Source organism: Paraburkholderia sp. BR10954, from assembly GCF_040965775.1.
Classification (GTDB): domain Bacteria; phylum Pseudomonadota; class Gammaproteobacteria; order Burkholderiales; family Burkholderiaceae; genus Paraburkholderia; species Paraburkholderia youngii.
In genome coordinates this window covers 86,324-108,688 of the sequence record NZ_JBFRCK010000013.1, presented here as the reverse complement: position 1 = coordinate 108,688, position 22,365 = coordinate 86,324, and the positions used below count along the sequence as shown (strand labels likewise).

The following is a 22,365-nucleotide window of genomic DNA, read 5'->3' as shown; positions in this document are numbered from 1 at the left end:
CGAGAATGCGCACAAATTCCCGCCGGCACCGCACGCATCAGTAGTGCTTTGTTCTTGGTTCAGGATGCGCAAAGCGGGTCACTGCGGCTCCGGATGAGCGAGGCCCGCTTCCTCGATAACCTGCTCGTATTGTTCCACGCCGACTACGGCTCGGTACTCCTGCATCAGCCGGATGAGCGCCTGCGACGTCTTGGAAATCACGCCGTGGACTTCCAACTGCTCGGCGTGCACCAGCGCCTGCCCCAAAGTTATGGCCACGTCGGTCTCCTTATTGCAGTTGAACAGCGAGCAAGTCGTTGGCGAACGCGGGCCGGGCGGAGGCAAGCTCCATCAGGTCGACGAAGCCCTCGCTGAGCGCAAACTCATGCAGCGCGTCATTGCCGCTGTCAGCCTTGATGCGACCGTAGCTTTCGACCATTTTCAGGTCGGTAATCAAGTACATCATCTCAACCTCTTTCTGCCGGGGATGCCCCGAGTTGTTACGTGCGTAGCTCGGCGGAAAGGGGCACTCCGTCGCGCCGTTTTTTCCTCTCCTGCTACGGTTCGAAGCGTAGGTCTCGTTGCTTAATTCAAGCTTAAACAATGCCAGCCGTAGGAAGTCACGCCGGGGACAGCGCTTCAGAAGCGCTCGCTGCGACGACGAATGCCGAAATCGCGTGGGTGATTCCGCGCACAGCTCGCCGCCTACACTCCGACCTCGAATATTGCTGCATCGCACTAAGCGACATCCCCGGTTGAAGCCGACCTTGTCGTTAATCAGGTATTGAATATGGTTCGGCGCCGACCTTGTCGTGATCCATTAGCAGCGGGAAGATCTGCCTTGTGTTGCATACCAGCCGGTAAAGTTAACCTACACTCAAGGCGCCTCAGCACCGCGGCCTTGTCCCCCGGTGCGTCTGCCGACCTCGCGCGACGCGTGCAACCGATGAGGACCCGTCGCGGCCCGCACAGGAGAAGAACATGCGCGCGCTCGACATCATGACTTCTTCGGTCATTACCGCCACACCGGATATGACTATCCACGACGCAGCGAAGCTATTCGTCGATCACCACATCAGCGGCATGCCGGTGCTCGGCGCCAATGGGCAGGTGATAGGCATCGTCAGCCAGGGCGATCTGCTCCATCGTGTGGAAACCGGCACCGGGCACGGCAAACGTCGATGGTGGCTCGAACTGCTGTCGTCGTCGGCGCGCGAGCAGGCCGCGAGGTATATCAAGGAGCATGGGCATGTGGTCGGCGACGTGATGTGCGAGAACGTCATTTCGATTCCCGAAGACATGCCGCTGCACCAGATCGCCGACCTGATGGAACGCCGGCATCTGAAACGCGTGCCAGTGCTGAAGGATGGGCAGCTCGTCGGCATCGTCAGCCGCTCTAACCTGATCCGCGCGCTCGCTTGCGCCGAGCCGATAATCGACACGGGCTCGCACGACGATGCGAGCCTGCGCGACGCAATCGTGCGCGAGATGCACGGACAGCGCTGGGGGCTCGCGAAACAAGGTGTGTTCGTCAAGGACGGCGTCGCGCATCTGTGGGGCATCATCGAATCCGAAGAGGAGAAGCGCGCGATCCGCATCGCCGCGGAAAACGTGCCCGGCATCAAGCGGGTGGAGAGCCATCTGGAGTCGCCGAGTGTGATTCCGACGATGTAGCCGGCGCGCCCGTCAAAGTGCCGAACCTTCCCTGATTGAGTGCGAGCGGCGCGGTTTCGGACCGCGCCGGGCTCGCACATTTGCTGGATGACGCAGCACGCGACTGATATTGAATGTCAGTCCGGAATCTCCGGCTCGACCAGCTTCGCAAGCTGCGCGAGCGACTCCTGCCAGCCGAGGTAACACATCTCGACCGGAATCATCTCGGGGATGCCCTCCTGCACGATGTTCAGTTCAGTTCCGCACGACACCTGCCGCAACGAAACGGTCGTATGCATCTGACCGGGCAGATTCGGATCGTCGAAATAGTCCGAGTAGCGGATCTTTTCGAACGGCACCAATTCGAGGTATTCGCCGCCGAACGAGTGACCCTTGCCCGAGCCGAAGTTATGAAACGACATCCTGTAGGTGCCGCCGACGCGCGCTTCCATCTGATGCACGTCGCAGGTGAAACCATACGGCGGCAGCCATTTCGCCATCGCGGCGGGTTCGAGGAACGCTCGATAGATACGCTCGGGCGTCGTGCGCAAAACACGGTGAAATTTGACGGTGCCGGTAGCCATGATGAGTGTGCCTTTCACGGGAGGGGTTGAACATACTGTCACGACGGGCCGCCGCTGCGGGAATCGACACGCGCGAGACCAGGCAAAACCCTGGACGGCTCTCAGCACCTGCGCGGCTCCTCGTTCATTACGAGCCTTGTACACTCGGCCGCGATGCTAGCAACGCGTGCTTTCTCTTCGCCTAAGATGGATTGTTCTCGCCATACCCGCAAAGGACGATCATGGGCATCGACTCTACCAGCCAAACCACCATCAAAGCATTCGTGTTCGATGTCTTCGGAACCGTGGTTGACTGGCGAAGCGGCGTCGCGCGTGAAGCGCAACCGTTTCTGCAGCGGTACGCACCGAATCTCGACGCATCCGATTTCGCGGACGCGTGGCGACGCGAGTATTCGCCTGCGATGGAAGAAGTGCATAGCGGACGCAGACCGTATGTAAGACTCGACGTGCTGCACCGGGAAAACCTCGTCAAAGTGCTGACGCGTTTCGGCATCGTCGACGTTACCGAGCCCGAGATCGATGAGTTGAACCTCGCCTGGCATCGGCTGGACCCGTGGCCCGATGCCGTCGATGCATTGCAGCGCCTGAAGGGGCGCTTCATCATCGCGCCGCTATCGAATGGCAACATTCGCCTGATGGTGGACATCGCAAAGCGTGCCGGTCTGCCCTGGGATGCCATTCTCGGCGCCGAAGTCGTCCGCGCTTATAAGCCCTCGCCGCGGGTGTATAGCGAAACGGCGGAAATCCTCGGCATCGCACCGCGCGAGCTATGCCTCGTTGCCGCGCATAACAACGATCTCGCCGCCGCCCGGCGCGTCGGTCTGAGCACCGCGTTCGTGCTGCGGCCCACCGAGCATGGCCCTCAGCAGACGAGCGATCTGAAGGCGAACGAGGCATGGGACTTCGTCGTCGGCGATCTGCACGAACTCGCGACGCAACTAGGCTGCCCGCGCTGACGCAAACCCACGTAAAGCGACGTACTGCAATAGCATGATCGTCTTGCCGTCGACGATTTCCCCTGCCTCGACCGCTCGCAACGCGGCTTGCAACGGCATTTCGATCACCTCGACATCTTCCCCTTCATCTTCGACGCCGCCGCCATCGTGGACGCGCATCGACGCCTCGTACTCGCCGACATAGAAGTGGAGCTTTTCGGTCACGGACCCCGGGCTCATGTAGGCCTCGAAAATCTTGTGGACCGCGCCGACGCGATACCCCGTTTCCTCCTCGACTTCGAGCCGGATGCGCTCTTCCGGCGAAGCGTCGTCGAGCAATCCGCCCGGCGCTTCGATCATCATGCCGTCGTGACCGTTCACGAACGCGGGCATGCGGAATTGTCGCGTGAGCATCACGTTGCCGGTGCGCGGGCTGTGCAGCAGGATCGTCGCGCCGTTGCCGCGATCGTAGGTCTCGCGGTTCTGGCGCTGCCATGTGCCGTCGCGGCGCAGGAAGTCGAACGTCACCTTTTTCAGGGTGTACCAGTCGTCCGACAGCAAGGTCGTGGCGACGATGCGAACCCGGTCTTTCGTTGCAGTCATGTTGTCCTCCTGTCGATCTCGACAATGATTCATGGTATCGTGCAACTTCGCGCAATTTCAAGTGATTTCGTGCAATCCAATGTTGACCACCCAACGCAAGAAAGCGATCCTCGACGAGCTCGCGCGCAACGGGCAGGTGCTCGCAGGCGAGCTGAGCGTGGCGTTTGGCGTGTCGGAAGATACGATCCGCCGCGATCTGCGCGAACTGGCCGCGGAGGGGCGCTTGCAGCGGGTCCACGGCGGCGCGTTGCCGGCGTCTGCCGCACTCGCGTCATTCGAGCAGCGTCAGGACATCGAGACGCTCGCCAAGCGGCGCATCGCGCGGCGAGCGGTCGAGCTGATCGCGCCGGGGCAAACCGTGATCGTCGACGGCGGCACCACGTCGGCGCTACTGGTCCGGGAACTGCCGGCCGATCTGCACGCGACCATCGTCACGCATAGCCCGAGCGTCGCGACGGCGCTGGCCGCGCATCCTTGCGTCGAAGTGATCCTGATTGGCGGGCGGCTCTACAAGCATTCGATCGTGGCCGTCGGCGCCGCGGCAATGGAAGGCATTTCGCGCATCCATGCCGACCTGTACTTCATGGGCGTGACCGGCGTGCATCCGAGCGCAGGGCTCACCACCGGCGACTTCGAGGAAGCCGCGATCAAGCGCGCGCTCGCCGCGCGCGCGGCGGAGACGGTCGTGCTCGCGTCGTCGTCGAAACTGAACGCCGCGTCGCGCTGCGTGATCGGTGATATCACGCTCGCGCAGACCATCGTGGTCGAGAAGAAGACCAGCGCGGAATTGACGAAGCCGATTGAAGCGGCCGGGGTGACCGTGGTGAGGGCGTAGGGTGTCTTCACGAATTGACTGATTCGCATCATCGTGGGCTCGAAGCGTCGCTCCACCGCCTCCGAACAAAGATAAAACAGACGACTTTTGGAGTGCTAGGATGACGCCGCACCCCGACATGATCCACGAAACGAGACAGTCGAGAGTGTGAACACGATGATGAAATCGTTGCGTTGTGCAGCCTGATACTCAAGTACAGAGGAGACACTCAATGAAACTTTCGAAGCTGCTGATTAACGCGCTGGCCATCTCCGCCTTCAGCTTTACCGCAATCGCGGCTCATGCCGAAGATCTGCTCGACTCGGTCAAACAGGCTGGAGTCCTGAAGATCGGTCTCGAAGGCACCTATCCGCCGTTCGACTCGCGCAACAAGGACGGTCAATTGGAAGGCTTCGACGTCGATGTCGCAAAAGCCGTGGCGGCGAAGCTCGGGGTAAAACCGGAGTTCATTCCGACCGAGTGGAGCGGCATTATCGCGGCGCTGCAGAGTGGCAAATTCGACGTGATCATCAACCAGGTCACCATTACCCCGCAACGCAAACAGGTTCTTGATTTCAGCCAGCCATACACGTACTCGGCCGCGCAGCTGATTCAACGCGCGGACGACAAGCGTGAGTTCAAATCGCTCGACGAATTCAAGGGCGACAAGAAGATCGGCGTGACGCTCGGCACCAACTACGACCAGATGGCGCGCGCAGTACCCGGCATCAACGTGCAGACTTATCCGGGCGCACCCGAGAAGCTGCGCGATCTCGCGGCCAAGCGTATCGACGCGACCATCGACGACAGGCTGATGCTGCCTTACATCATCAAGAACTCGCAATTGCCGCTGCGTACGGGCGCGGTGCTGAAAGGCGCCGACCAGGAAATGGGCATCCCGTTCCGCAAGGACAATCCGAAGTTCGCAAAAGCACTCGACGATGCGCTGACCCAATTGAAGCAGGACGGCACGCTCAAGAAGATCTCGATGCACTGGTTCGGTACGGACGTGACGCAGCCTCTCGCGCAGTAAATTTCTCGTTGTTCTCCCGTACCCGCGCCGGCCTGCAGAATGGTCGACGCGGGTACGTCGCTTGCTCTGCGAGCGGTTTTTCTCGCGGAATCGCTCGCGCTCATCGCTTCCATTGCTTCCAATCACGAAGCACGCGCAAATACGCGATTGCGCGCATCTTCCCCTTCGTTCATCACGTTTCGATCTTCATGCTGAGTGCATACAGGATGTGCTGCGCTGCAGTTGCCTGATGCTTCGAAAGCGTGCGATGCTTTCGGGGCCATTGATCCGGCCACCTCGTGCCGGACTCGCATGTCGTCGGGAGACGACGTCGAATGGCGTGCGAAGAGACCAGTGACATGCCCACAACCTTGGAGGCATCATGAGCACTCAATCACTGTCTCGCAGCAGCACCGCATCCAACACGCAGCTCTTCCCCAGCTTAAATGACCACTTCGTGCCGCGACGTTCGCCGATCACGCACGGCATCGCGTGCATCGCCACGCTCGTCTTCGCATCCGCGAGCTGTCTGGCCGATACCCAGGTGGGCGCCGCGCTGCCGCCCGCGCCCGACATCCTGTACGGCGATCTGTTCGTCGCCGTGCAAACCGCGCAGATCTTCAACGACCAGAAGACGTTCGTCGACTCGACGCCGAATGGCAGTCCCGCCGCGATCGTGCAGTTATACGAAGCGCAAAAGAACCAACCCGGCTTTTCGCTGCAGAAATTCGTCAGCCAGTACTTCACTCCCCCGCCCGATCAGAGCATCACGCCGCCGCCCAATCAGAGTCTGCGCGAGCACATCGACTGGCTCTGGAGCGGCCTCACGCGCACGACGACGAGCGCGCCCGACTACAGCTCGCTGATCCCGATGCCCAAACCGTACGTCGTGCCGGGCGGCCGCTTTCGCGAGGGCTACTACTGGGATACCTATTTCACGATGCTGGGGCTGCAGGAGTCCGGACGTGAAGATCTCGTCGACGATATGCTGGACAACTTCGCGTACATGATCGACACGTTCGGTCATATCCCGAACGGCAATCGCACGTACTATCTGAGCCGCTCGCAACCGCCGTTCTACTCGTATATGGTCGAGCTCGCGGCGCAAAAGGAAGGCAATAAGGTCTATCAGAAGTACCTGCCCGAGCTGCGCAAGGAATACGCGTACTGGATGCAAGGTTCGGCCAGCACGCCGCGCGGCGGCGCCACGCGCAATGTCGTCGTGCTCAACGATGGCACCGTGCTGAACCGCTACTGGGACGAGCTGGACACGCCGCGCGACGAGTCCTATCTCGAGGACGTGCAGACCGCGCAGGCGAGCGGCCGGCCGGCCAACCAGGTCTACCGCGATCTGCGCGCGACCGCCGAAAGCGGCTGGGATTTCAGCTCACGCTGGTTCGGCGACAACCAGACGCTCGCCACGGTGCGCACGACATCGATCATCCCCGTTGATCTGAACAGCCTGCTATTCCATCTCGAGACGACGATCGCGCGCGGCTGCTCGGCGACACGCGACTTCCATTGCGTCGTGCAGTTCATCGGCTACGCGGCACGTCGCGCGGAAGGCATCAACCGTTATCTGTGGAATAGCAACGGCTACTACGGCGACTACGACTGGCAACTGCGCAAGTCACGCGACAACCAGACCCCGGCGATGCTGTATCCGCTGATGGCCGGCGTGGCGTGGCCCGATCGCGCGTGGAAGACTGCGCAAACCGTGCAGAACGTGCTGTTGAAGCAAGGCGGCCTCGCGACCTCGATCTATAACACCACGCAGCAATGGGACGCACCGAACGGCTGGGCGCCGTTGCACTGGATCGCGATTCAGGGCCTCAAGCGCTACGGACGCACCGATCTTGCTCAGTCGATCGGCACGCGCTTTCTCGCGGATGTCCAGAACGTCTACAACACGCAGCAGAAGCTCGTCGAGAAGTACATCGTCGAAGGTGCGGGGGAAGGCGGCGGCGGGGGTGGCGAGTATCCGCTGCAGGACGGCTTCGGGTGGACCAATGGTGTGACGTTGATGCTGCTCGATCTGTATGGCAATGGGCAGTGAGGCGCCGCGGCATGTTCAGGCGAGTGCACTGAGCTTGGCCTTATGATTCCAGATACATCCCGAGTGGAAGCAGAATGATCTGGCTCGCCAATGTTGTTCTCGTGCTGCACGCGCTGATCGTGGTGTTTATCGTCGGCGGACTACTCGCGATCTGGATCGCCCACGGTTTGCGACTCCCGTGGGCGCGCAATCGCGCGTTTCGTACGCTGCATGTTCTCGCCATTGGTATCGTCGCAACGCTCGCGGTGCTCGATGTGCCGTGCCCGTTGACCGTGCTGGAGGACTATCTGCGCACGGGCACGGCTGGTCCGCAAGGCTTCATACAGCGGTGGGTAAGCGCCTGGCTGTACTACGACTTTCCACCGTGGGTGTTCGTGGTCGCCTATGTGGCGTTCTTGCTGGCGGTGATTCTTACCTGGTATCGAATTCGGCCACGGGCGTGACTCGAATATCGCATTTTTAATTCGATGGAGGATACGTTTGCACCGGTTAAATTTACCATTTAATTCTATTTTTTTAAACGCAATTAATTCCGACGACTTTCCCACGAAAATCCAATGCAATGCGGATAAATCCGGACAGCATTTCTCCCCGCCAAGCCGCCGAGACCGCACTGGTGCTCGCTGACAGACGCTCTTTATCTCGAATAGCATAATCACCGCTCCATCCTTGACAAGACCTCATTTCGCATTCTATTTTCACTCTTGCTGTAAGCACCGGAAAGATTCAATTTTAGATTTCTCTTGAAATGTCGAGATAAATCGACAGGGAATTCCTTTGCCCATTCAATCGATAACTCTGGAAAGCAAATAGAAATATCAACGCAAGCAAGTTGAATCAATGAATTCGGAAGAGCTGTCCATGCAAGCGCTGCGTGCCTTCGAGTGCGGTGCGGGTTATTCGATCTCCAACGCGCGCGACCGGCGAAAAGCGGCCTTTGTGTAGCGGTATCACTCACCAGGGAACGAGATGAAACCAGACAGAAAGAGTACCGACGATGGCCGCGTCCGTCGTCATGGCCGGCTAGCCGCGCTAAGCGTGCTGACACTCGGAATCGTGATCGTCGCCGGATGCGGCGGCAGCGATGGAGGTTCGTCGGCGTCGGCGGTCCCAGGCAGCATGGCGCAAGCCGCATCCGCGCCGCAGACGCCGTCCGCCAATCAGCCCTACACCGATCTCACCTCCTATTCGACGAGCGCGACGTCCGGCATTGCGTCGTCACTGGTCGCCGAGAAAGCGGCGATCATGCATTACCAATGGACGTCCGGCAGCACCACCATCAACTACACGACGACCACCGGCCATCTGACCGCAATGGATCTGACGAGCGGCGCACCCGAAGCGACGATGTCTTATGTCGCCTACACGGCGCCGAGCACGGATGGCAAACCGCGGCCCGTCACGTTCGTCTATAACGGCGGGCCGGGCTCTTCGTCGATCTGGCTGCGGCTCGGATCGTTCGCGCCGACGCGCGTCGCGACCACCGATCCGCTGCTGAACGGCACCAGCTGGCCGAACTACCCGCTCGTGAACAACACCGAAAGCCTGATCGACACGACCGATCTCGTGTTCATCGATCCGCCGGGCACGGGCCTCTCCGAAGCGATCCTGCCGAACACCAACCAGACCTATTGGAGCACCGATGCGGACGCGAACATCATGCGTGACTTCATCATTCGCTACCTGACGGTCAATTCGCGCAGCAGCTCGCCGATCTATCTGTACGGTGAATCGTACGGCACGCCTCGCACCGACATCCTCGCGCTCGCGCTCGAATCGGCCGGCGTGCACCTCACAGGGATCACGCTGCAGTCCTCGATCCTGAACTACTTCGCGGATGCGATCGAGGCGGTGGCGATCACGGGTTCGCCCAATCAGCTCGCGCTCGAAACCGATACGTTGAGCGGCTACATGCCGGGCTATGCCCAGGTCGCGGCGTACTACAACCAGGTGTCGCCCGCGCCAGTGAATCAGGCGACTTACGCGCTTCGCAGCGAGGCGTTCGTGACCGCCAACTACAACCTGTTCAAGAACTATTCGCTGTACTGGACGTTGAGCCAGCTCGGCGCGCCGACTTACGCGGGACCGCCGAACTTCCCGCCGACGTGGCTCGAGAAGTTCTGGGACGCCGAATCCGGCCTCACGTTGCAGGCGATGCAGGGTTACTTCAACATCAATCCGTTCAACATCACGCTGGTGCCGGGCTCGACGATCGGCCGCTACGATGGTCGCGTGTCGTTGCCCAACTCGGACCCGCGCCTGCGAAGCGACGGCGACCCGTCGGACATCCTGATCTCGCTGCCGTTCACCAATGCGTTGGCCACGCAGATGCCGGATTACCTCGGCTACACCGCACCGAACGCCGCGTATATGCCGCTGAACGACGCGGTCATCGAGGCGTGGAATTTCTCGCACGGCGGCCAGCCGCTGCCCGACACGATCCCCGATCTGCTCGGCGCACTGAAGCTGAATCCGCAACTGAAGGTGCTGGCGGAAAACGGCTACCACGATCTGGCCACGCCGTTCTTCAATACCGAGAAGCAGCTCGCGCGACTGAAGACGGTGCAGGGCCTCGAGCCGAATCTGCAGGTCAACTTCTTCCAGGGCGGGCATATGATTTATCTGGATGACGTGGCGCGCCCGCAGATGAAGGCGGATCTGGCGGCCTTCTATGGCGGCACGCCGATAGCGGGCGCACTCACGCTCGCGACGCTGCCGCAGCCGTGGGCCGACGAAGCGCCCGCCGCCACACCGACGAGCGAGGCGGTCGCCGCGGCCGCGCCCTGATCGATGGTGGTTTCGCTTCGCGCGAGACCCTCCGACTACTTTTTATGGCGAATGATCATGTCTTCAATCGATATCTTTCGACGTGCGCTGGCGTTGATCGTCCTCGGTGTGGTCGTCGGTAGTGCGCACGCGCTGCCGCCTCAGCCGGTCGCGCCCGTGACGCTACCCCACGGCGGACACGGCGTCGACGGTCCGTTCTTTCCTCATAACCGTGCTAGCGCGGTCGCGCCGACCACCGGCTCGACATTGCAGCAGCAGGCTCAGCAGCGCATGGAGAGCAGGCTGGGCGCGAATTCGGTGCTCAGCAACGGCTCGTCGATCACCAAGGCTCAGGCGCAAAGCAATGGGCTCGGCTATATCGCGAGGCATTTTGACGAGATCGATAGCGCGCATTCGGGTCGTGTGACGTTGAACGACGTGCGGCAGTATCTGCAGCAGCATCAGCAGTGATACCCGATTAGGCCATCGGTCCCGTAGGTGGGACGGCCGGCGAACGCGTCGCGATCGTGCGACTTGGCGCCGGCCGTTTGTGACTACGCGCCGCGCGGATCGCTTACGCTCGCTTCTCCGCCGCCGCCTGGATCATCTTCCATCCATTGCCCGCCGGATCGCGAAAGCCCGCATCGACGCTGCCGAAACGATCCACCGGCTCCTGCGTGAATTCCACGCCGCGCGCCTTCAACTGCTCGTAGCTCGCGCGACAGTCGGCAACGCAGAGCACCAGCGGCGGCATCGCTCCCTTCGCGACCATCGCGCGCAGCGTTTGCGCGGTCGCCTCATCGTGGATCGGCGGCCCCGGCGCGAACAGGCCCAACTGGAAAGTCGGCTGCTCCGGGTGCTGGACCGTGAGCCAGCGGTAAGCGCCGTTGCGCACGTCCGTGTGGACGCGAAAGCCGAGCTTGTCGACGTAGAACGAAAGCGCCGCGTCCTGATCGTCGACGTACAAACCGACCACATCGATACCCTGATTCATGACTCCTCCCTCGGTGGTTGAGGGCTCGACTGTATCGCCGAGCACCGAGCGGCGCTTCTCCAAAACTGCGCTCGGCTCGCGCGCCGGTTCAATCCAATTCGTTGAACTCGACGCGCCGGCCCTTCATCACCAGCGGGATACGCTCGCCCTGGCCCGTCAGACAACTCAGATCGCCCCTGCCGATGATCTCGGCGGGGGTCAGCACTTGTGCGCGGATCGAAAACTTGTCGCTTTGCATCCGATGGCCCGGGCCGAGCAGATCGGAACCGAAGCCCATCTTGACCCCGGCGCGCTTGAAAATCTCCAGCGACTTCGAACCGGCTTCACGCACGATGTCGATCTTGGCCGCGCTCTCGGCCGACAGGCCATAGCGCACGCCCATGCAAGGCCTCGCTATACGCGCGGGAATCGTCGACATAGCTTCCTTCCAGAAAGGGCGGCGCCGTGGCACCGGGCTTGGTCGAACGAGTATAGGAAGTCGAAATGGGCGGGTCTTGGTTGGAAACCGCATCGAATATGCGGATTCCGGCATCAAGGCGCGGCGGGCGCGAGCACTGCCTGATTCATGTTTTCTCGCTGGCAGGAGGCTCGGCAGCGTCGCCGTTCGCGCGGCGGCGCTTTTCCAGCACCGCGGTCGTCAGGTCCGGACGTTGCGCGGCCTTCAGCACACAGGCGGGCACGCGTTCGAGTTCGGTCTGATTGGCGCGTGCCTGCACGCGCATCTCGCTCGGGCTCAGGCCGGTGATGTCGCGAAACACGCGGCCGAACGTGCCGAGGCTTTGCCAGCCGGTCGCGAACGCGATGTCCGTGATGCCGAGGTCGGTGTCACGCAGCAGCGTGGTGGCTTGCTCGATACGCCGCGTCAACAGATAGCGGTGCGGCGGCACGCCGAAGGCCCGCTTGAACGAACGCGCGAAGTGCGCTTCCGACACGCCGCTGACTTCAGCCAGGCGCCGCACCGGCCAGGCTTCGTGCGACGCGGCATCGATGCGGTCTTTCGCACGCAGCAGGCGGCGCAACAACACCGGGTCTTCGAGCGCTTCGGCGCTGCCCGGGATGGGAAGGGGCTGGAGTTCAGGGTCGTGTGAGCGGGACATGAGTTCGCATTGGAACGGCTCGTCGAAGAATGCGCTGGTGAAAGGGCCGCCGCGGCGACCGCTTCAAGCGGTCTGCTCGGTCTTGCCGTAAGTGAGCCGGCCGTTTTTCGACAGCAGCACCGCGACCGGCCGCGTCATTTCGAACTCGGAGAAAATGATCGTCATGCTGGCGGTGATCGGCACCGCGAGAAAGGCGCCCGGCACGCCCCACAACGCCGACCACACCGCCATGCTCGCGACAATCGCGAACGGGCTCAGGTTCAGCGAATTGCCCGTCAGATACGGATCGAGAATATTGCCGATCACGAAGTGAATCGCGGACAGCGAAACGAGCACGATCAGGACCGAATTCACGTCGCCGAACTGCAGTACCGACATCAGCACCGGGAACGCAACCGCGAGCACCGAGCCGATATATGGCACATAGTTCAGCAGCGCGGTCAGTATCGCCCACAGCCCGGCGAACTCGAGGCCGACGCTGCGCATCGCGAGCCAGCAGAGCCCGCCGAGCAGCACGCCGAGAAACGTCTTCAGCGCGAGATACGCGCCAATGCGCCGGTTGATGTCGATGACCACGCCCCGGATGCGCGCCGCGTTGGTCGAATTGGCGGTCATGTTCGCCAGCTTGTCGCCGAACGTGCGGCGCTCGAACAGCAGAAAACTCGCATACAGCACGATCACGAACAGGTCGATGATCATCGACGAGAGCGACGCCAGCAGGCCCGTCACCATCGCCTGAATGTTGAGTTGCGTGAGTATGTTCCGCCGCAGTGACTCCCAGGTCGGCTCGCTTTCGAGGTGCAGCAGCGTCGAGATCTTGTGGATCATCAGCAAGACCGAGTCCTGGTAGCGCGGCGCGAGCGCGACGAGCGCGTCATAGTTGGCGACCAGCATGTCGACCGCGAAGAAAATCGCGGCGCAGATCAGGAACATCGACAGCCCATAGCGCAACTGCACCGGCAGCCGCGGGCCGATCAGCGGAATGCGTTGCAGCAGCCGCGTGAGGTCGACCACCAGGTACACCGCGATCGCGCCGAACACGATCGGCACGAAAACCGCACGCCCGATATACAGCAACCAGCCCACAATCAGCAGCAGCAGCACTACGTATACGGACGCTTGCAATCTGTCGGTCATTGGTCAGTGCTCCATGAATCCGCAAACAGGTGCGCCCGCGCTCGACCCGAGGACGACGGCGATCGCCGCGCACGCGCCCGCCGTACGAGCCCCTTACACAGCAGGCCGCGCGATGGACAGAACCGATCTTCGCACAGAACGATGACAGCTCACATATAAAGCGCGCCAGATCGTTCCGTCCGCAAACTCCAGGCCGATACCTCGAAATGCGCCAGCAGTATGTCGCGAAACGTTGTGATGCGCCGGTCTCGCTCGTGAAACCATCTGTTACGCTGTTTTAATCGGTTTCGATCACCTGAGGTGTTTCGACGCGAGCGCCTGCGCCACGCGGTGACAGCGTTCAGCCAAATCCACGCAGTGAAACCCGCGCCGCGCGTGGCGGTGCGATGTCCGCACTTTGTCTGTGCGCGATGTCCGCTGCACGCATCCCTCTCAATTCACGGCATGGAGAACGAGATGCTGCAACGGCTGGGGTCGCGATTCGTCGCATTGGGTCTGATCTGGACATTGTCCGCTTGTGGCGGCGGAGGTGGCGGCAGCGGCGCGGAGCCGGGCGGCACCGGCTCGAACGGCGCGGCCGGAGCGACCACCCCCGCATCGAGTCCCGCGCCCGCGTCGAGTTCGACACCGGCATCAAGTCCAACTCCGGCATCAAGTCCAACTCCGGCGTCGAGCCCGTCGGGCGCATCGGACGCGAGCGCGACGACGCCCAAGCTCGCCGCCGCGACGCCGATCATCGACGGCACGACACTCGGCGCCGCCATCTGGCCCGCGGGCGCCACCTCAGCGGGGGGAACCGGTCAACCCGTCGGCGGACTGAACTGCGCGTTGCGCAGCACCGCGTACACCTATGCACACGTCTCGATCTACCAGAACGGGCAACTCCTGACGCTGCCGCCCAACATCGGCATGGTCGAGCCGACCGTCTCCGCGCCGACTGGCTGCGCGTATCCGGTGCACACGGTCGATTCGAGCGGCAAGATCCATATGGACGCGACGACCGGCGCGACTTATACGCTCGGCCAGTTCTTCTCGATCTGGGGCGAGCCGCTGAGTGCGTCGAACGTGGCGGGTCTGACCGCCTCGCCGATCGCGATCTACGTGAACGACGGCGGCACGCTCACGCAATACACGGGCGACCCCGCGAGCCTCGTGCTGAAGCCGCACGACGAAATCACGATCATGGTCGGCACGCCTGTCACACAAGTGCCCACCTATACGTGGACCGATCCGCCGCCGTTCGACCCGAACCCGATCACGCTCGTCTTCGGAGGCGTGGTCGGCTCGTCGTTCTGGCCGAACGGCACGACGTCGACGGGCGGCAACGGCTCGCCGGTCGACGGCCTGACCTGCGCGCCGAACATGAGTGTGCTGTACCACGTGCACGCACACCTCGCGATCATCAAGGACGGGCAATGGCTCGCGTTGCCGGCGAACGTCGGCATCCTGTCGCAATGCACGTATGAAATGCACACGCACGACAACACCGGCATCATCCATATCGAAGCGCCGAACGAAAAGACCTATACGCTCGGCGACTTCTTCGATATCTGGGGCGAGCCGCTGACGAGCACGAACGTCGCGGGCATCATGGGCGACGTGGTCGCGTATATCAACGACAACGGCGATTCGCGCCGCTATATGGGCGACTTGCGCAATATCGAACTGACATCGTTGCGCGACATCACGCTGCAGATCGGCACGCCGCCGGTGAGCACGTTGGCGACGTATTCGTGGTACGAGCCGCAGTAACATCCGCCGCAGGCTGCATCACTTCGCCGTGACGCGGCTTCAACGCGGCGTACCCGAATGCCCGATGCCGCCCGGCCGGCGCGGCATGATGCCCGCGACGGAGCGCGGCGCCGTGTTCGCGACCAGAATCATCGACGCGCCGGCAAGACCGCTCGACACATGCTTCAACGCATGGCCGGCGATCACGTGATGCGTGAGCTCCCATATCTGCCAATCGAGGCTTTCGAAAATCTTCGCGACCCCGTAGAAGACGATCACGAGCGTCCATGCGATCACGCCGTCCACCTTGCGCGTGAGCGTCATGCCGACGATCAGCATGAGGCCGCCGAACTGCAGAATCGCGTAAGGCCACAGGCTGTTGAACACCAGCCAGTAGCCGACGGTGGCGGGCGACACGACCACCATGATGAGCATCTGCGCCCAGCCGACGCGCTGTCCGCTCCACGACGTCCATAGCATCGCGAGGATGCCGGCGAACACGATCGTCATCGGCAGGCGATCCCAGACGAGCGTCGCGTCGTTCGGCGCCATGTGGTAGTAAGCCGAACCGAATGCGGTGAACAGCAGCCCGATCGCGGCGACGACCATGCCGGGGAATTGCGCCGGCTGGTTCGACGCATGCCGCGTGACCCAGCGCAGACAGAGCACGCCGGCGATCAGAATGACGACGTTCGAGAGCACGTCCGCCGCATTGTGCAGCGGCCCCAGCGAGCGCTGATCGGCGAAGTGGTGATACGAGGCCGGCTGCGCGAGCGGCCATATCATCTGCAGCACGGTGCCCGCCACGAAAAGCAGCACGCTAGCCAGCAGCAAGCGGGAGATCTTCACGTTGCTCGACTCCACAGTGGGGCGAAACGCTCGAAGGCGCCGTGAACCGGACCTTTTACGCCTCCTGGCGACCCTTTACGCTGACGCGAAGCGGATCACGTTCGCTCGCACGGAAACCGTGCGGGCGATGCGCAGCCGGGTTGGCCCCCGTTCGAATTCGCGCAGCCTGCTCGTATCATCGGACAAAGCGCCTGGCGCAACAAGAGCGTCGGGCGGCGCACCGATGGACATGCGCTCATAGTATTCTTCTCAACCAATGCAAGCTGCGTGCAAGAACGCGCGACCCAAAGGAAGACCCGGACTCCATGCAAGCGCAGATACCCCACCCGTCGTTCCCGCATCGTCGATGGAAGGGCGCGCTGTGCGCGCTGCTGTGCGCAAGCCTGCTCGCCGGCTGCGCGCGGTTACCGTCGCTCGAGGACCGCAAGGAGTCGCATGCGTTGTCGCCCGCGGTGGCGGCCACCACGGATCTCGGTCGCGCGGTCGCGCCCGAGCTGGCCGCGCACGCGGGGCTGGCGGGCATTTATCCGCTGGCGGATGCCCATGTCGCGTTTGCCGCGCGCATGGACCTGATCCGTTCCGCGCAACGCACGCTCGACATCCAGTACTACATCTGGCGCGACGATCTGACCGGCACGCTGCTGCTCGAACAGATCCACGAAGCGGCGGACCGGGGCGTGCGGGTGCGCCTGCTGCTCGACGATCTCGGCATCGCGTCCGCGCTCGACCCGACACTCTCGGCGCTCAACTCGCATCCGAACATCGAGGTACGCCTGTTCAACCCGTTCGTCGTGCGCAGCCCGAAATTCCTCGGCTTTGTAACCGACTTCTCGCGCGCCAATCGGCGCATGCACAACAAGTCACTGACCGCCGACGCCACCGCGACGATCCTCGGCGGCCGCAACATCGGCGACGAGTACTTCGATGCCACCGACGGCGTCGTCTTCGCCGACCTCGATGTCCTCGCGATCGGACCGGCCGCGGCCGACGTGTCGCGCGATTTCGACCGCTACTGGGCCAGCGCGTCGGCGTATCCGGTCGACAAGATCCTGCCGCACGAGAGTGTCGATGAACTGGCCACGCTCGAGCGTGATGCGCAGGCGATCGAACAGGCCCCCGCCGCCGCGGAGTACAAGGAAGCGCTGCGCGGTCCGCGCGTCGTGCAGAACCTGCTCGACCACAAGCTGCCGCTCGATTGGGCCAAAACGAAGATGATCAGCGACGACCCCGCGAAAGGCTTGAACGACGCGCCGCCGGAAGCGCTGATTCCGCACCAGCTACGCGAAGTGATGGGCCAGCCGACGAAGTCGCTCGACCTCGTCTCGCCCTATTTCGTGCCGGCGAATACGGGCACGCAGTTTCTGAGCGGCCTCGCCGCCCAGGGCGTCGATGTGCGCGTGTTGACGAACGCGCTCGAAGCGACCGATGTCGCCGCCGTGCACTCGGGCTATATCAGGCGGCGCGTCGAGTTGCTGCAAAACGGCGTGCACCTGTACGAATTGCGGCGCGTGGCGGGCGTCACCCAGAAGAAAGAACAGTCGCCGGGGCCGTTCGGCAGCTCGGGTTCGAGCTTGCATGCGAAAACTTTCATCGCTGATTCCCAGCGGGTTTTCGTCGGTTCGTTCAACTTCGATCCGCGCTCCGCGCATCTGAATACCGAGCTTGGCCTCGTGATCGACAGCCCCGATCTCGCGACGCGGGTCGATCGAAAATTTCTCGCTTTGCTGCCGACGGTCGCGTACGCGGTGCATCTCGACGCAAACGGCAAGCTGTACTGGATCGAAACCAACGACGGCGTCGAAACCCGCCTCGGTACCGAACCGAATGCGACGTGGTACGCGCGGCTCGGTGTATGGATGCTGTCGATTATGCCAATTGAGTCGTTGCTATAGCTTGCGGTTCAGAACCGTCGCAAATCGCGATCCCGCAATGGATCGGGCGAGCGCTGCGTCGCGCGCAACACGCCGTTGGTGTCGAACGCAAAATTGAACAGCATGTGGTTGATGTTGTTTTCGATGTAACGGTACGACCAGACTTCGCGTTGCGAGAGCCGGAAAAACTGCGTCTGCACGGGGCGGCCGAAATTGGTCAGCACATCCTCGCGCGTCCATTTGCCGATTTCCGCGCGATTGAATTCGCTCAACTGCAACACTTGACGCACGCTCACGATCTTGCCTGAAGCGTCGATGTCGGCGGCGACGGTGGTCGAACCCATCGGCTGGGTCGGCCACATCAGCCTGCGGCCGCCTCCGGGCAGGTCATAGGTTTCGCGCGGCGGACCCATGCGGGCGATGATCGCCGCTTGATCCTGGCCAGCCTGGAATTGCTGCCACGGTTGCGCGCAAGCCGCGAGCATCAACGCCGTCACGCACGTGAGCGCGGCGCGGCGCAAGACCAGCGGCGCCCGTGCCGTTCGCGCAACAGCGTTTCGAACGTGGGCGACTCGGGCAAGCATGGGTTCCTCCCGTTACGTTCGATCGCGCGTCGATCGGGAAACCCTCACCGCGCAAAAGCCAAGGCGACACCGGCAATGCGCCCGCTCGCCGATGGCTGCACTGAGGTAACCGACGCTTACTGCACGAGCTTCGCGCGCAGACGCGAGTGCTCGTCCGCAGAAATGGAACCGGACGCCTTCAGCTTGTCGAGCTTGTCGATTTCATCGGCGACACTGAAGCCCACCACATTGCGCAAATCTTCGCGCATCTGCCTGGCCCGCGCCTGATCGCGTTCCGCCATGCCGCGATGCTGCGTGAGCAGATACGCGAAGATGCCGATATACGGCAGGATGATCAGGAAAATCACCCACAGAACCTTGCCCCATCCCGACACGTCATGGCGGCGGAACAGGTCACTCGACACCGTGATCAACAGCCAGAACCACAGAATAAAGATGAAGATGGAAAAAACGTCGGCCAGAAAATTCGGGAATGTGAAACCATCATTGAAGAAGAGCATTGTTGTTCTCCAGTCATTCCGGTTGCAATTGAAAGGCGTAACGGATTTCGACCTATGGTTGCCTGCTATGGATGGCGCATACGATTAAGCATGGCAGCGCTGAAAATCTACCATGACCGCATGTCGATTGGGCACGTGCATTGATACTGTATGAAAGACATGCGCATGATGCGGAACTTTTTGTCTTTATAGACTATTCCGATCAAGTAACGCGAGCAATTTTTAAGGATTCCCTTCGATTGGCCATTTCTGACGATCTGGCGATCATGCCGCTGGCACTAGACATGCATCATGTGAAAACGATGTCAAATGCGAGCGCCATTCCTATGCAAAAAAAATGCCAAAAAGAGTGCTTGCGAGATGCATCGATTGAATGGCAGCCTTCGTTCACTTTCGTAAACAAACCTGAATAAATTCGGAGCATGCGTCAGCAGCTAGCCCGGACCACGAGTGCATCCGCAGGTGCCGCAGCCGGATCGGTCACCTCGATTGTCATATGCGTGAGCGCGCTTTTCGCTGCAAACGCATCGAGCCACTGCCGTGCGAGGCGCGGCAGCACGTGCTGTTCGATAAAGCCGATCAAAAGACGCGCCCCGGTCTCCTGCACGAGGCAGCGCCCGACGATGTAGTCGACCACCTCCGACGCATAGCTCAGCGCGATGCCGTGGTTATCCGCCATGCGCCGAACGACGCGATCGAGATGCAAACGCACGATCCGCGCGAGCGAATCCGAGCCCAGCGGACGATATGGCACCAGCGTCACACGCCCGAGGAAGGCGGCCGGAAACGCCTTCAGCAATTCCGTCGCAAGCGCGGAACGCAGACCGTCAAAATCCGGTGCAAGCATTTCGTCCGCGCATAGGCTCGAGCTCAGATCGGCGCCCACATTGCTGGTCATCAGGATGGTCGTATTGCGGAAATCGATATAGCGACCATCGCCGTCTTCCATGCAGCCCTTGTCCAGCACCTGGTAGAACATTTCATGCACGTCGCCGTGCGCCTTTTCAATTTCGTCGAGCAGCACGACCGAGTACGGACGTCGGCGCACCGCTTCGGTCATCACACCGCCCTCGCCGTAGCCGACGTAGCCAGGCGGCGCGCCCTTGAGTCCCGAGACCGTATGCGCCTCCTGGTATTCGCTCATGTTGATCGTGATGAGATTCTGTTCGCCGCCGTAGAGCGCCTCCGCCAACGCGAGCGCGGTTTCCGTCTTGCCGACGCCGGACGGTCCCGCGAGAAGGAAGACGCCGAGTGGCTTGCGCGGGTCCGCGAGCCCGGCGCGCGCCGTCTGCACGCGCTCGCCGATCTGTTGCAACGCGTCGTGCTGGCCGACCACGCGCGCCGCCAGCGTGGCGGGCAGCATCTGCACGGCGCTCACCTCGTCTGTGATCATGCGTCCGACTGGAATACCGGTCCAGTCAGAGACGATGTCGGCGACGATCGCTTCGCCGACTTCCGGAAACACGAATGGCGTAGCCGCCTGCAGGTTCGATAGCGTGCGCTCCCGCTCGCGCAACGTCTGCAGCTCGCTCGCCGCGCTATCGTGCGCGTCGGCCTCAGGTCCGCCTGCCGCGGCGCGCGCGCTCACGGCCTCCCGCGCGGCCGCCAGCGCCTTCGCCGCCTCGGACTGGGTCTGCCAGGCGGTTTCGACAACACGATCCTCGAGCTCGAGGGTTGCGATGGTCGCGTTGACGTCGGCCAGCGCGGCCTCGCTGCCAAGCCCGATACGCACCTCGTTCCCGAGCAGCTCGGCTTCGACGCGCGCCGCTTGCAAGCGCTCGCGAATCCGCTGCAATTCGCGCGGCGGCGCATGCTGCGATAGCGCGACGCGCGCGCAGGCGGTGTCGAGCAGGCTGATCGCCTTGTCAGGTAACTGACGCGACGGAATATAGCGATGCGACAGTGTCACGGCTGCGCGAATCGCTTCGTCGAGAACCACGACGCCATGATGGCTCGCGAGCGTCCGCGCGAGTCCGCGGACCATGTCGATCGCGGACGGCTCCTCCGGCTCGGCGATCTGCAGCACCTGAAAGCGCCGCGTGAGCGCCGGGTCTTTCTCGATGTGCCGCTTGTACTCGGCCCACGTCGTCGCGCCGATCGTGCGCAACGTGCCGCGGGCGAGCGCCGGTTTCAGCAGGTTTGCCGCGTCGCCGGTGCCGGCCTGACCGCCGGCGCCGATCAGCGTGTGAATCTCGTCGACGAACAGCACGACCGGAGCCGCCGACTTCGCCGCCTCCTCGAGTACCGACTTCACCCTGGCCTCGAATTCGCCCTTCATGCTCGCGCCCGCAAGCAGCGCACCGACGTCGAGGCTCAACAGCCGCACGTCGGCAAGTTTCGGCGGGACTTCGCCGGCCGCGATCGCGCGCGCGAGACCTTCGACGACCGCCGTCTTGCCAACCCCGGCGTCGCCGGTCAAAAGCGGATTATTTTGGCGCCGCCGCAACAGCACGTCGATCATCGTGCGAATCTCGACTTCGCGGCCAACCACCGGATCGATTTCACCGGCGCGCGCACGTGCGGTCAGATCTGCGCAAAACTGCGCAAGTGCCGCCGCGCCCTTCGCCGAGGCTGCGAGCGCACCGGACCCCTCGCCCGGCACCGCGGACGAAAAGTCGCTCTGGTCGTACGGGGTGTCCTTCTCTTCGGGGGAACCGTCGATCCAGGCCGGCAACGCATCGTGAAGGCCGTCGACGGCAATCTTGCCGAACTCCGGCGAAATGGCCAGCAGCAAGCGCCGCAAATCCGGCGTCTCGACAAGCGCCGCCATCAGCCATGCACCGCGAATCCGCCCGTCGCCGAATGCCAGCGTCGCGACGACCCACGCGCGCTCGATTGCCGTCTCGACATGATGCGAAAAATCCGTGAGCGCGCTCGCCCCGGACGGCAGCGCGGCAAGTGCCCTCTGCAGGTCCCGCTCGAGCAGTTCGCGGCTGATGCCGCAGTGTCTGACGATGCGGTGCAGGTCGCTATCGGACTGCGCGAGCAGCTGGTGCAGCCAGTGCACCAGCTCGATATACGGGTTGCCGCGCAGCTTGGAAAACGCCGTAGCGGATTCGATGCTCCTGAAGAGCGTCGCGCCGAGCTTGCCGAACAACGCGTGGCGTGAAATGGACATGGTGACGTTGCAGGTAAAGATGTTTGTTGCGGAAAGGCGTGGCTCTGCCGTGGCATCCGGCACACCGCGCGCAGATATCCGA

The 22,365-nt window shown here is 62.4% G+C and carries 22 protein-coding genes and 1 pseudogene; 11 read left to right on the top strand and 12 right to left on the bottom strand.

All coding sequences use genetic code 11. The annotated features are described in order from the left end of the window. Positions 1-78: 78 nt before the first annotated feature. Both AB4Y34_RS19445 and AB4Y34_RS19440 read right to left on the bottom strand, forming a co-directional pair. Complete coding sequence (locus AB4Y34_RS19445; RefSeq protein ID WP_176111502.1) at positions 79-258, bottom strand: hypothetical protein; 180 nt, start codon at positions 256-258, stop codon at positions 79-81. Between the two features lie 10 nt (positions 259-268). Next, positions 269-436, bottom strand: a complete 168-nt coding sequence (locus tag AB4Y34_RS19440; protein ID WP_176378148.1) for a hypothetical protein — start codon at positions 434-436, stop codon at positions 269-271. Positions 437-960: 524 nt separating this feature from the next. Here AB4Y34_RS19440 and AB4Y34_RS19435 point away from each other — a divergent pair. Beyond that, entirely contained in the window at positions 961-1,653 is a 693-nt protein-coding gene (locus AB4Y34_RS19435) for a CBS domain-containing protein (protein ID WP_368716900.1), read from the top strand. 116 nt (positions 1,654-1,769) lie between these two features. Here AB4Y34_RS19435 and AB4Y34_RS19430 read toward each other — a convergent pair whose 3' ends face one another. After that, positions 1,770-2,216, bottom strand: coding sequence for an SRPBCC family protein (locus tag AB4Y34_RS19430; RefSeq protein WP_368591330.1), 447 nt, complete (start codon positions 2,214-2,216; stop codon positions 1,770-1,772). A gap of 221 nt (positions 2,217-2,437) precedes the next feature. On the opposite strand from AB4Y34_RS19430, the gene AB4Y34_RS19425 reads away from it, so the two are divergent. After that, the gene (locus AB4Y34_RS19425; RefSeq protein WP_368716899.1) at positions 2,438-3,172 is read left to right on the top strand and encodes a haloacid dehalogenase type II; all 735 of its coding nucleotides are present in this window, start codon (positions 2,438-2,440) and stop codon (positions 3,170-3,172) included. On the opposite strand, the gene AB4Y34_RS19420 is transcribed toward AB4Y34_RS19425, so the two are convergent. Beyond that, complete coding sequence (locus AB4Y34_RS19420) at positions 3,155-3,754, bottom strand: NUDIX domain-containing protein (RefSeq protein WP_176111506.1); 600 nt, start codon at positions 3,752-3,754, stop codon at positions 3,155-3,157. The two genes, AB4Y34_RS19425 and AB4Y34_RS19420, sit on opposite strands and share 18 nt — an antisense overlap. Positions 3,755-3,833: 79 nt before the next feature. Between AB4Y34_RS19420 and AB4Y34_RS19415 the strand changes: the two genes are divergently transcribed. From AB4Y34_RS19415 to AB4Y34_RS19390, 6 genes are all read left to right on the top strand, one after another. After that, positions 3,834-4,589: a DeoR/GlpR family DNA-binding transcription regulator gene (locus AB4Y34_RS19415; RefSeq protein WP_368716898.1), complete on the top strand. Its 756-nt coding sequence runs from the start codon at positions 3,834-3,836 to the stop codon at positions 4,587-4,589. Between the two features lie 211 nt (positions 4,590-4,800). Beyond that, positions 4,801-5,601 (top strand): transporter substrate-binding domain-containing protein, encoded by an 801-nt coding sequence (locus AB4Y34_RS19410; RefSeq protein ID WP_368716897.1) that lies wholly within the window; start codon positions 4,801-4,803, stop codon positions 5,599-5,601. 361 nt (positions 5,602-5,962) lie between these two features. Further along, entirely contained in the window at positions 5,963-7,636 is a 1,674-nt protein-coding gene (treA, locus tag AB4Y34_RS19405) for an alpha,alpha-trehalase TreA (RefSeq protein ID WP_368716896.1), read from the top strand. A gap of 74 nt (positions 7,637-7,710) precedes the next feature. Next, positions 7,711-8,079 (top strand): DUF2784 domain-containing protein, encoded by a 369-nt coding sequence (locus AB4Y34_RS19400; protein WP_176369355.1) that lies wholly within the window; start codon positions 7,711-7,713, stop codon positions 8,077-8,079. A 526-nt stretch (positions 8,080-8,605) separates the two neighbouring features. Continuing rightward, positions 8,606-10,423, top strand: a complete 1,818-nt coding sequence (locus AB4Y34_RS19395; RefSeq protein ID WP_176378490.1) for a peptidase S10 — start codon at positions 8,606-8,608, stop codon at positions 10,421-10,423. A 51-nt stretch (positions 10,424-10,474) separates the two neighbouring features. Next, the gene (locus AB4Y34_RS19390) at positions 10,475-10,873 is read left to right on the top strand and encodes a 2-oxoglutarate dehydrogenase (protein WP_368716895.1); all 399 of its coding nucleotides are present in this window, start codon (positions 10,475-10,477) and stop codon (positions 10,871-10,873) included. 103 nt (positions 10,874-10,976) lie between these two features. On the opposite strand, the gene AB4Y34_RS19385 is transcribed toward AB4Y34_RS19390, so the two are convergent. From AB4Y34_RS19385 to AB4Y34_RS19370, 4 genes and pseudogenes are all read right to left on the bottom strand, one after another. Beyond that, positions 10,977-11,396: a VOC family protein gene (locus AB4Y34_RS19385; protein ID WP_368716894.1), complete on the bottom strand. Its 420-nt coding sequence runs from the start codon at positions 11,394-11,396 to the stop codon at positions 10,977-10,979. An 88-nt stretch (positions 11,397-11,484) separates the two neighbouring features. Further along, a pseudogene (locus AB4Y34_RS19380) lies at positions 11,485-11,775 on the bottom strand (amidohydrolase family protein); the annotation flags it as partial. Positions 11,776-11,959: 184 nt separating this feature from the next. Continuing rightward, positions 11,960-12,493 carry a helix-turn-helix domain-containing protein gene (locus AB4Y34_RS19375; protein WP_368716893.1) on the bottom strand — a complete coding sequence of 178 codons (534 nt, stop codon included), beginning with the start codon at positions 12,491-12,493 and terminating at the stop codon, positions 11,960-11,962. Positions 12,494-12,556: 63 nt separating this feature from the next. Then, a complete protein-coding gene (locus AB4Y34_RS19370; RefSeq protein ID WP_176111517.1) occupies positions 12,557-13,630 on the bottom strand; it encodes an AI-2E family transporter in 1,074 nt (357 codons plus the stop codon). 456 nt (positions 13,631-14,086) lie between these two features. Here AB4Y34_RS19370 and AB4Y34_RS19365 point away from each other — a divergent pair, with 456 nt between their 5' ends. Beyond that, positions 14,087-15,382, top strand: a complete 1,296-nt coding sequence (locus tag AB4Y34_RS19365) for a hypothetical protein (protein WP_368716892.1) — start codon at positions 14,087-14,089, stop codon at positions 15,380-15,382. Positions 15,383-15,421: 39 nt separating this feature from the next. Here the strand turns inward: AB4Y34_RS19365 and AB4Y34_RS19360 are convergent, their stop codons facing one another. Beyond that, the gene (locus AB4Y34_RS19360) at positions 15,422-16,210 is read right to left on the bottom strand and encodes a hypothetical protein (RefSeq protein ID WP_176378495.1); all 789 of its coding nucleotides are present in this window, start codon (positions 16,208-16,210) and stop codon (positions 15,422-15,424) included. Between the two features lie 305 nt (positions 16,211-16,515). Here AB4Y34_RS19360 and AB4Y34_RS19355 point away from each other — a divergent pair, with 305 nt between their 5' ends. Continuing rightward, entirely contained in the window at positions 16,516-18,102 is a 1,587-nt protein-coding gene (locus AB4Y34_RS19355) for a phospholipase D family protein (RefSeq protein WP_368716891.1), read from the top strand. An 8-nt stretch (positions 18,103-18,110) separates the two neighbouring features. Here AB4Y34_RS19355 and AB4Y34_RS19350 read toward each other — a convergent pair whose 3' ends face one another. Further along, the gene (locus AB4Y34_RS19350) at positions 18,111-18,665 is read right to left on the bottom strand and encodes a hypothetical protein (RefSeq protein ID WP_176111521.1); all 555 of its coding nucleotides are present in this window, start codon (positions 18,663-18,665) and stop codon (positions 18,111-18,113) included. Between the two features lie 116 nt (positions 18,666-18,781). Then, on the bottom strand, positions 18,782-19,165 hold the full coding sequence (locus AB4Y34_RS19345; protein ID WP_176111522.1) for a PLDc N-terminal domain-containing protein: 384 nt from the start codon (positions 19,163-19,165) through the stop codon (positions 18,782-18,784). Between the two features lie 239 nt (positions 19,166-19,404). Between AB4Y34_RS19345 and AB4Y34_RS19340 the strand changes: the two genes are divergently transcribed. Next, positions 19,405-19,578: a hypothetical protein gene (locus tag AB4Y34_RS19340; protein WP_176378497.1), complete on the top strand. Its 174-nt coding sequence runs from the start codon at positions 19,405-19,407 to the stop codon at positions 19,576-19,578. A gap of 14 nt (positions 19,579-19,592) precedes the next feature. Here the strand turns inward: AB4Y34_RS19340 and tssH are convergent, their stop codons facing one another. After that, positions 19,593-22,283, bottom strand: coding sequence for a type VI secretion system ATPase TssH (tssH, locus tag AB4Y34_RS19335; protein ID WP_368716890.1), 2,691 nt, complete (start codon positions 22,281-22,283; stop codon positions 19,593-19,595). Positions 22,284-22,365: the final 82 nt, after the last annotated feature.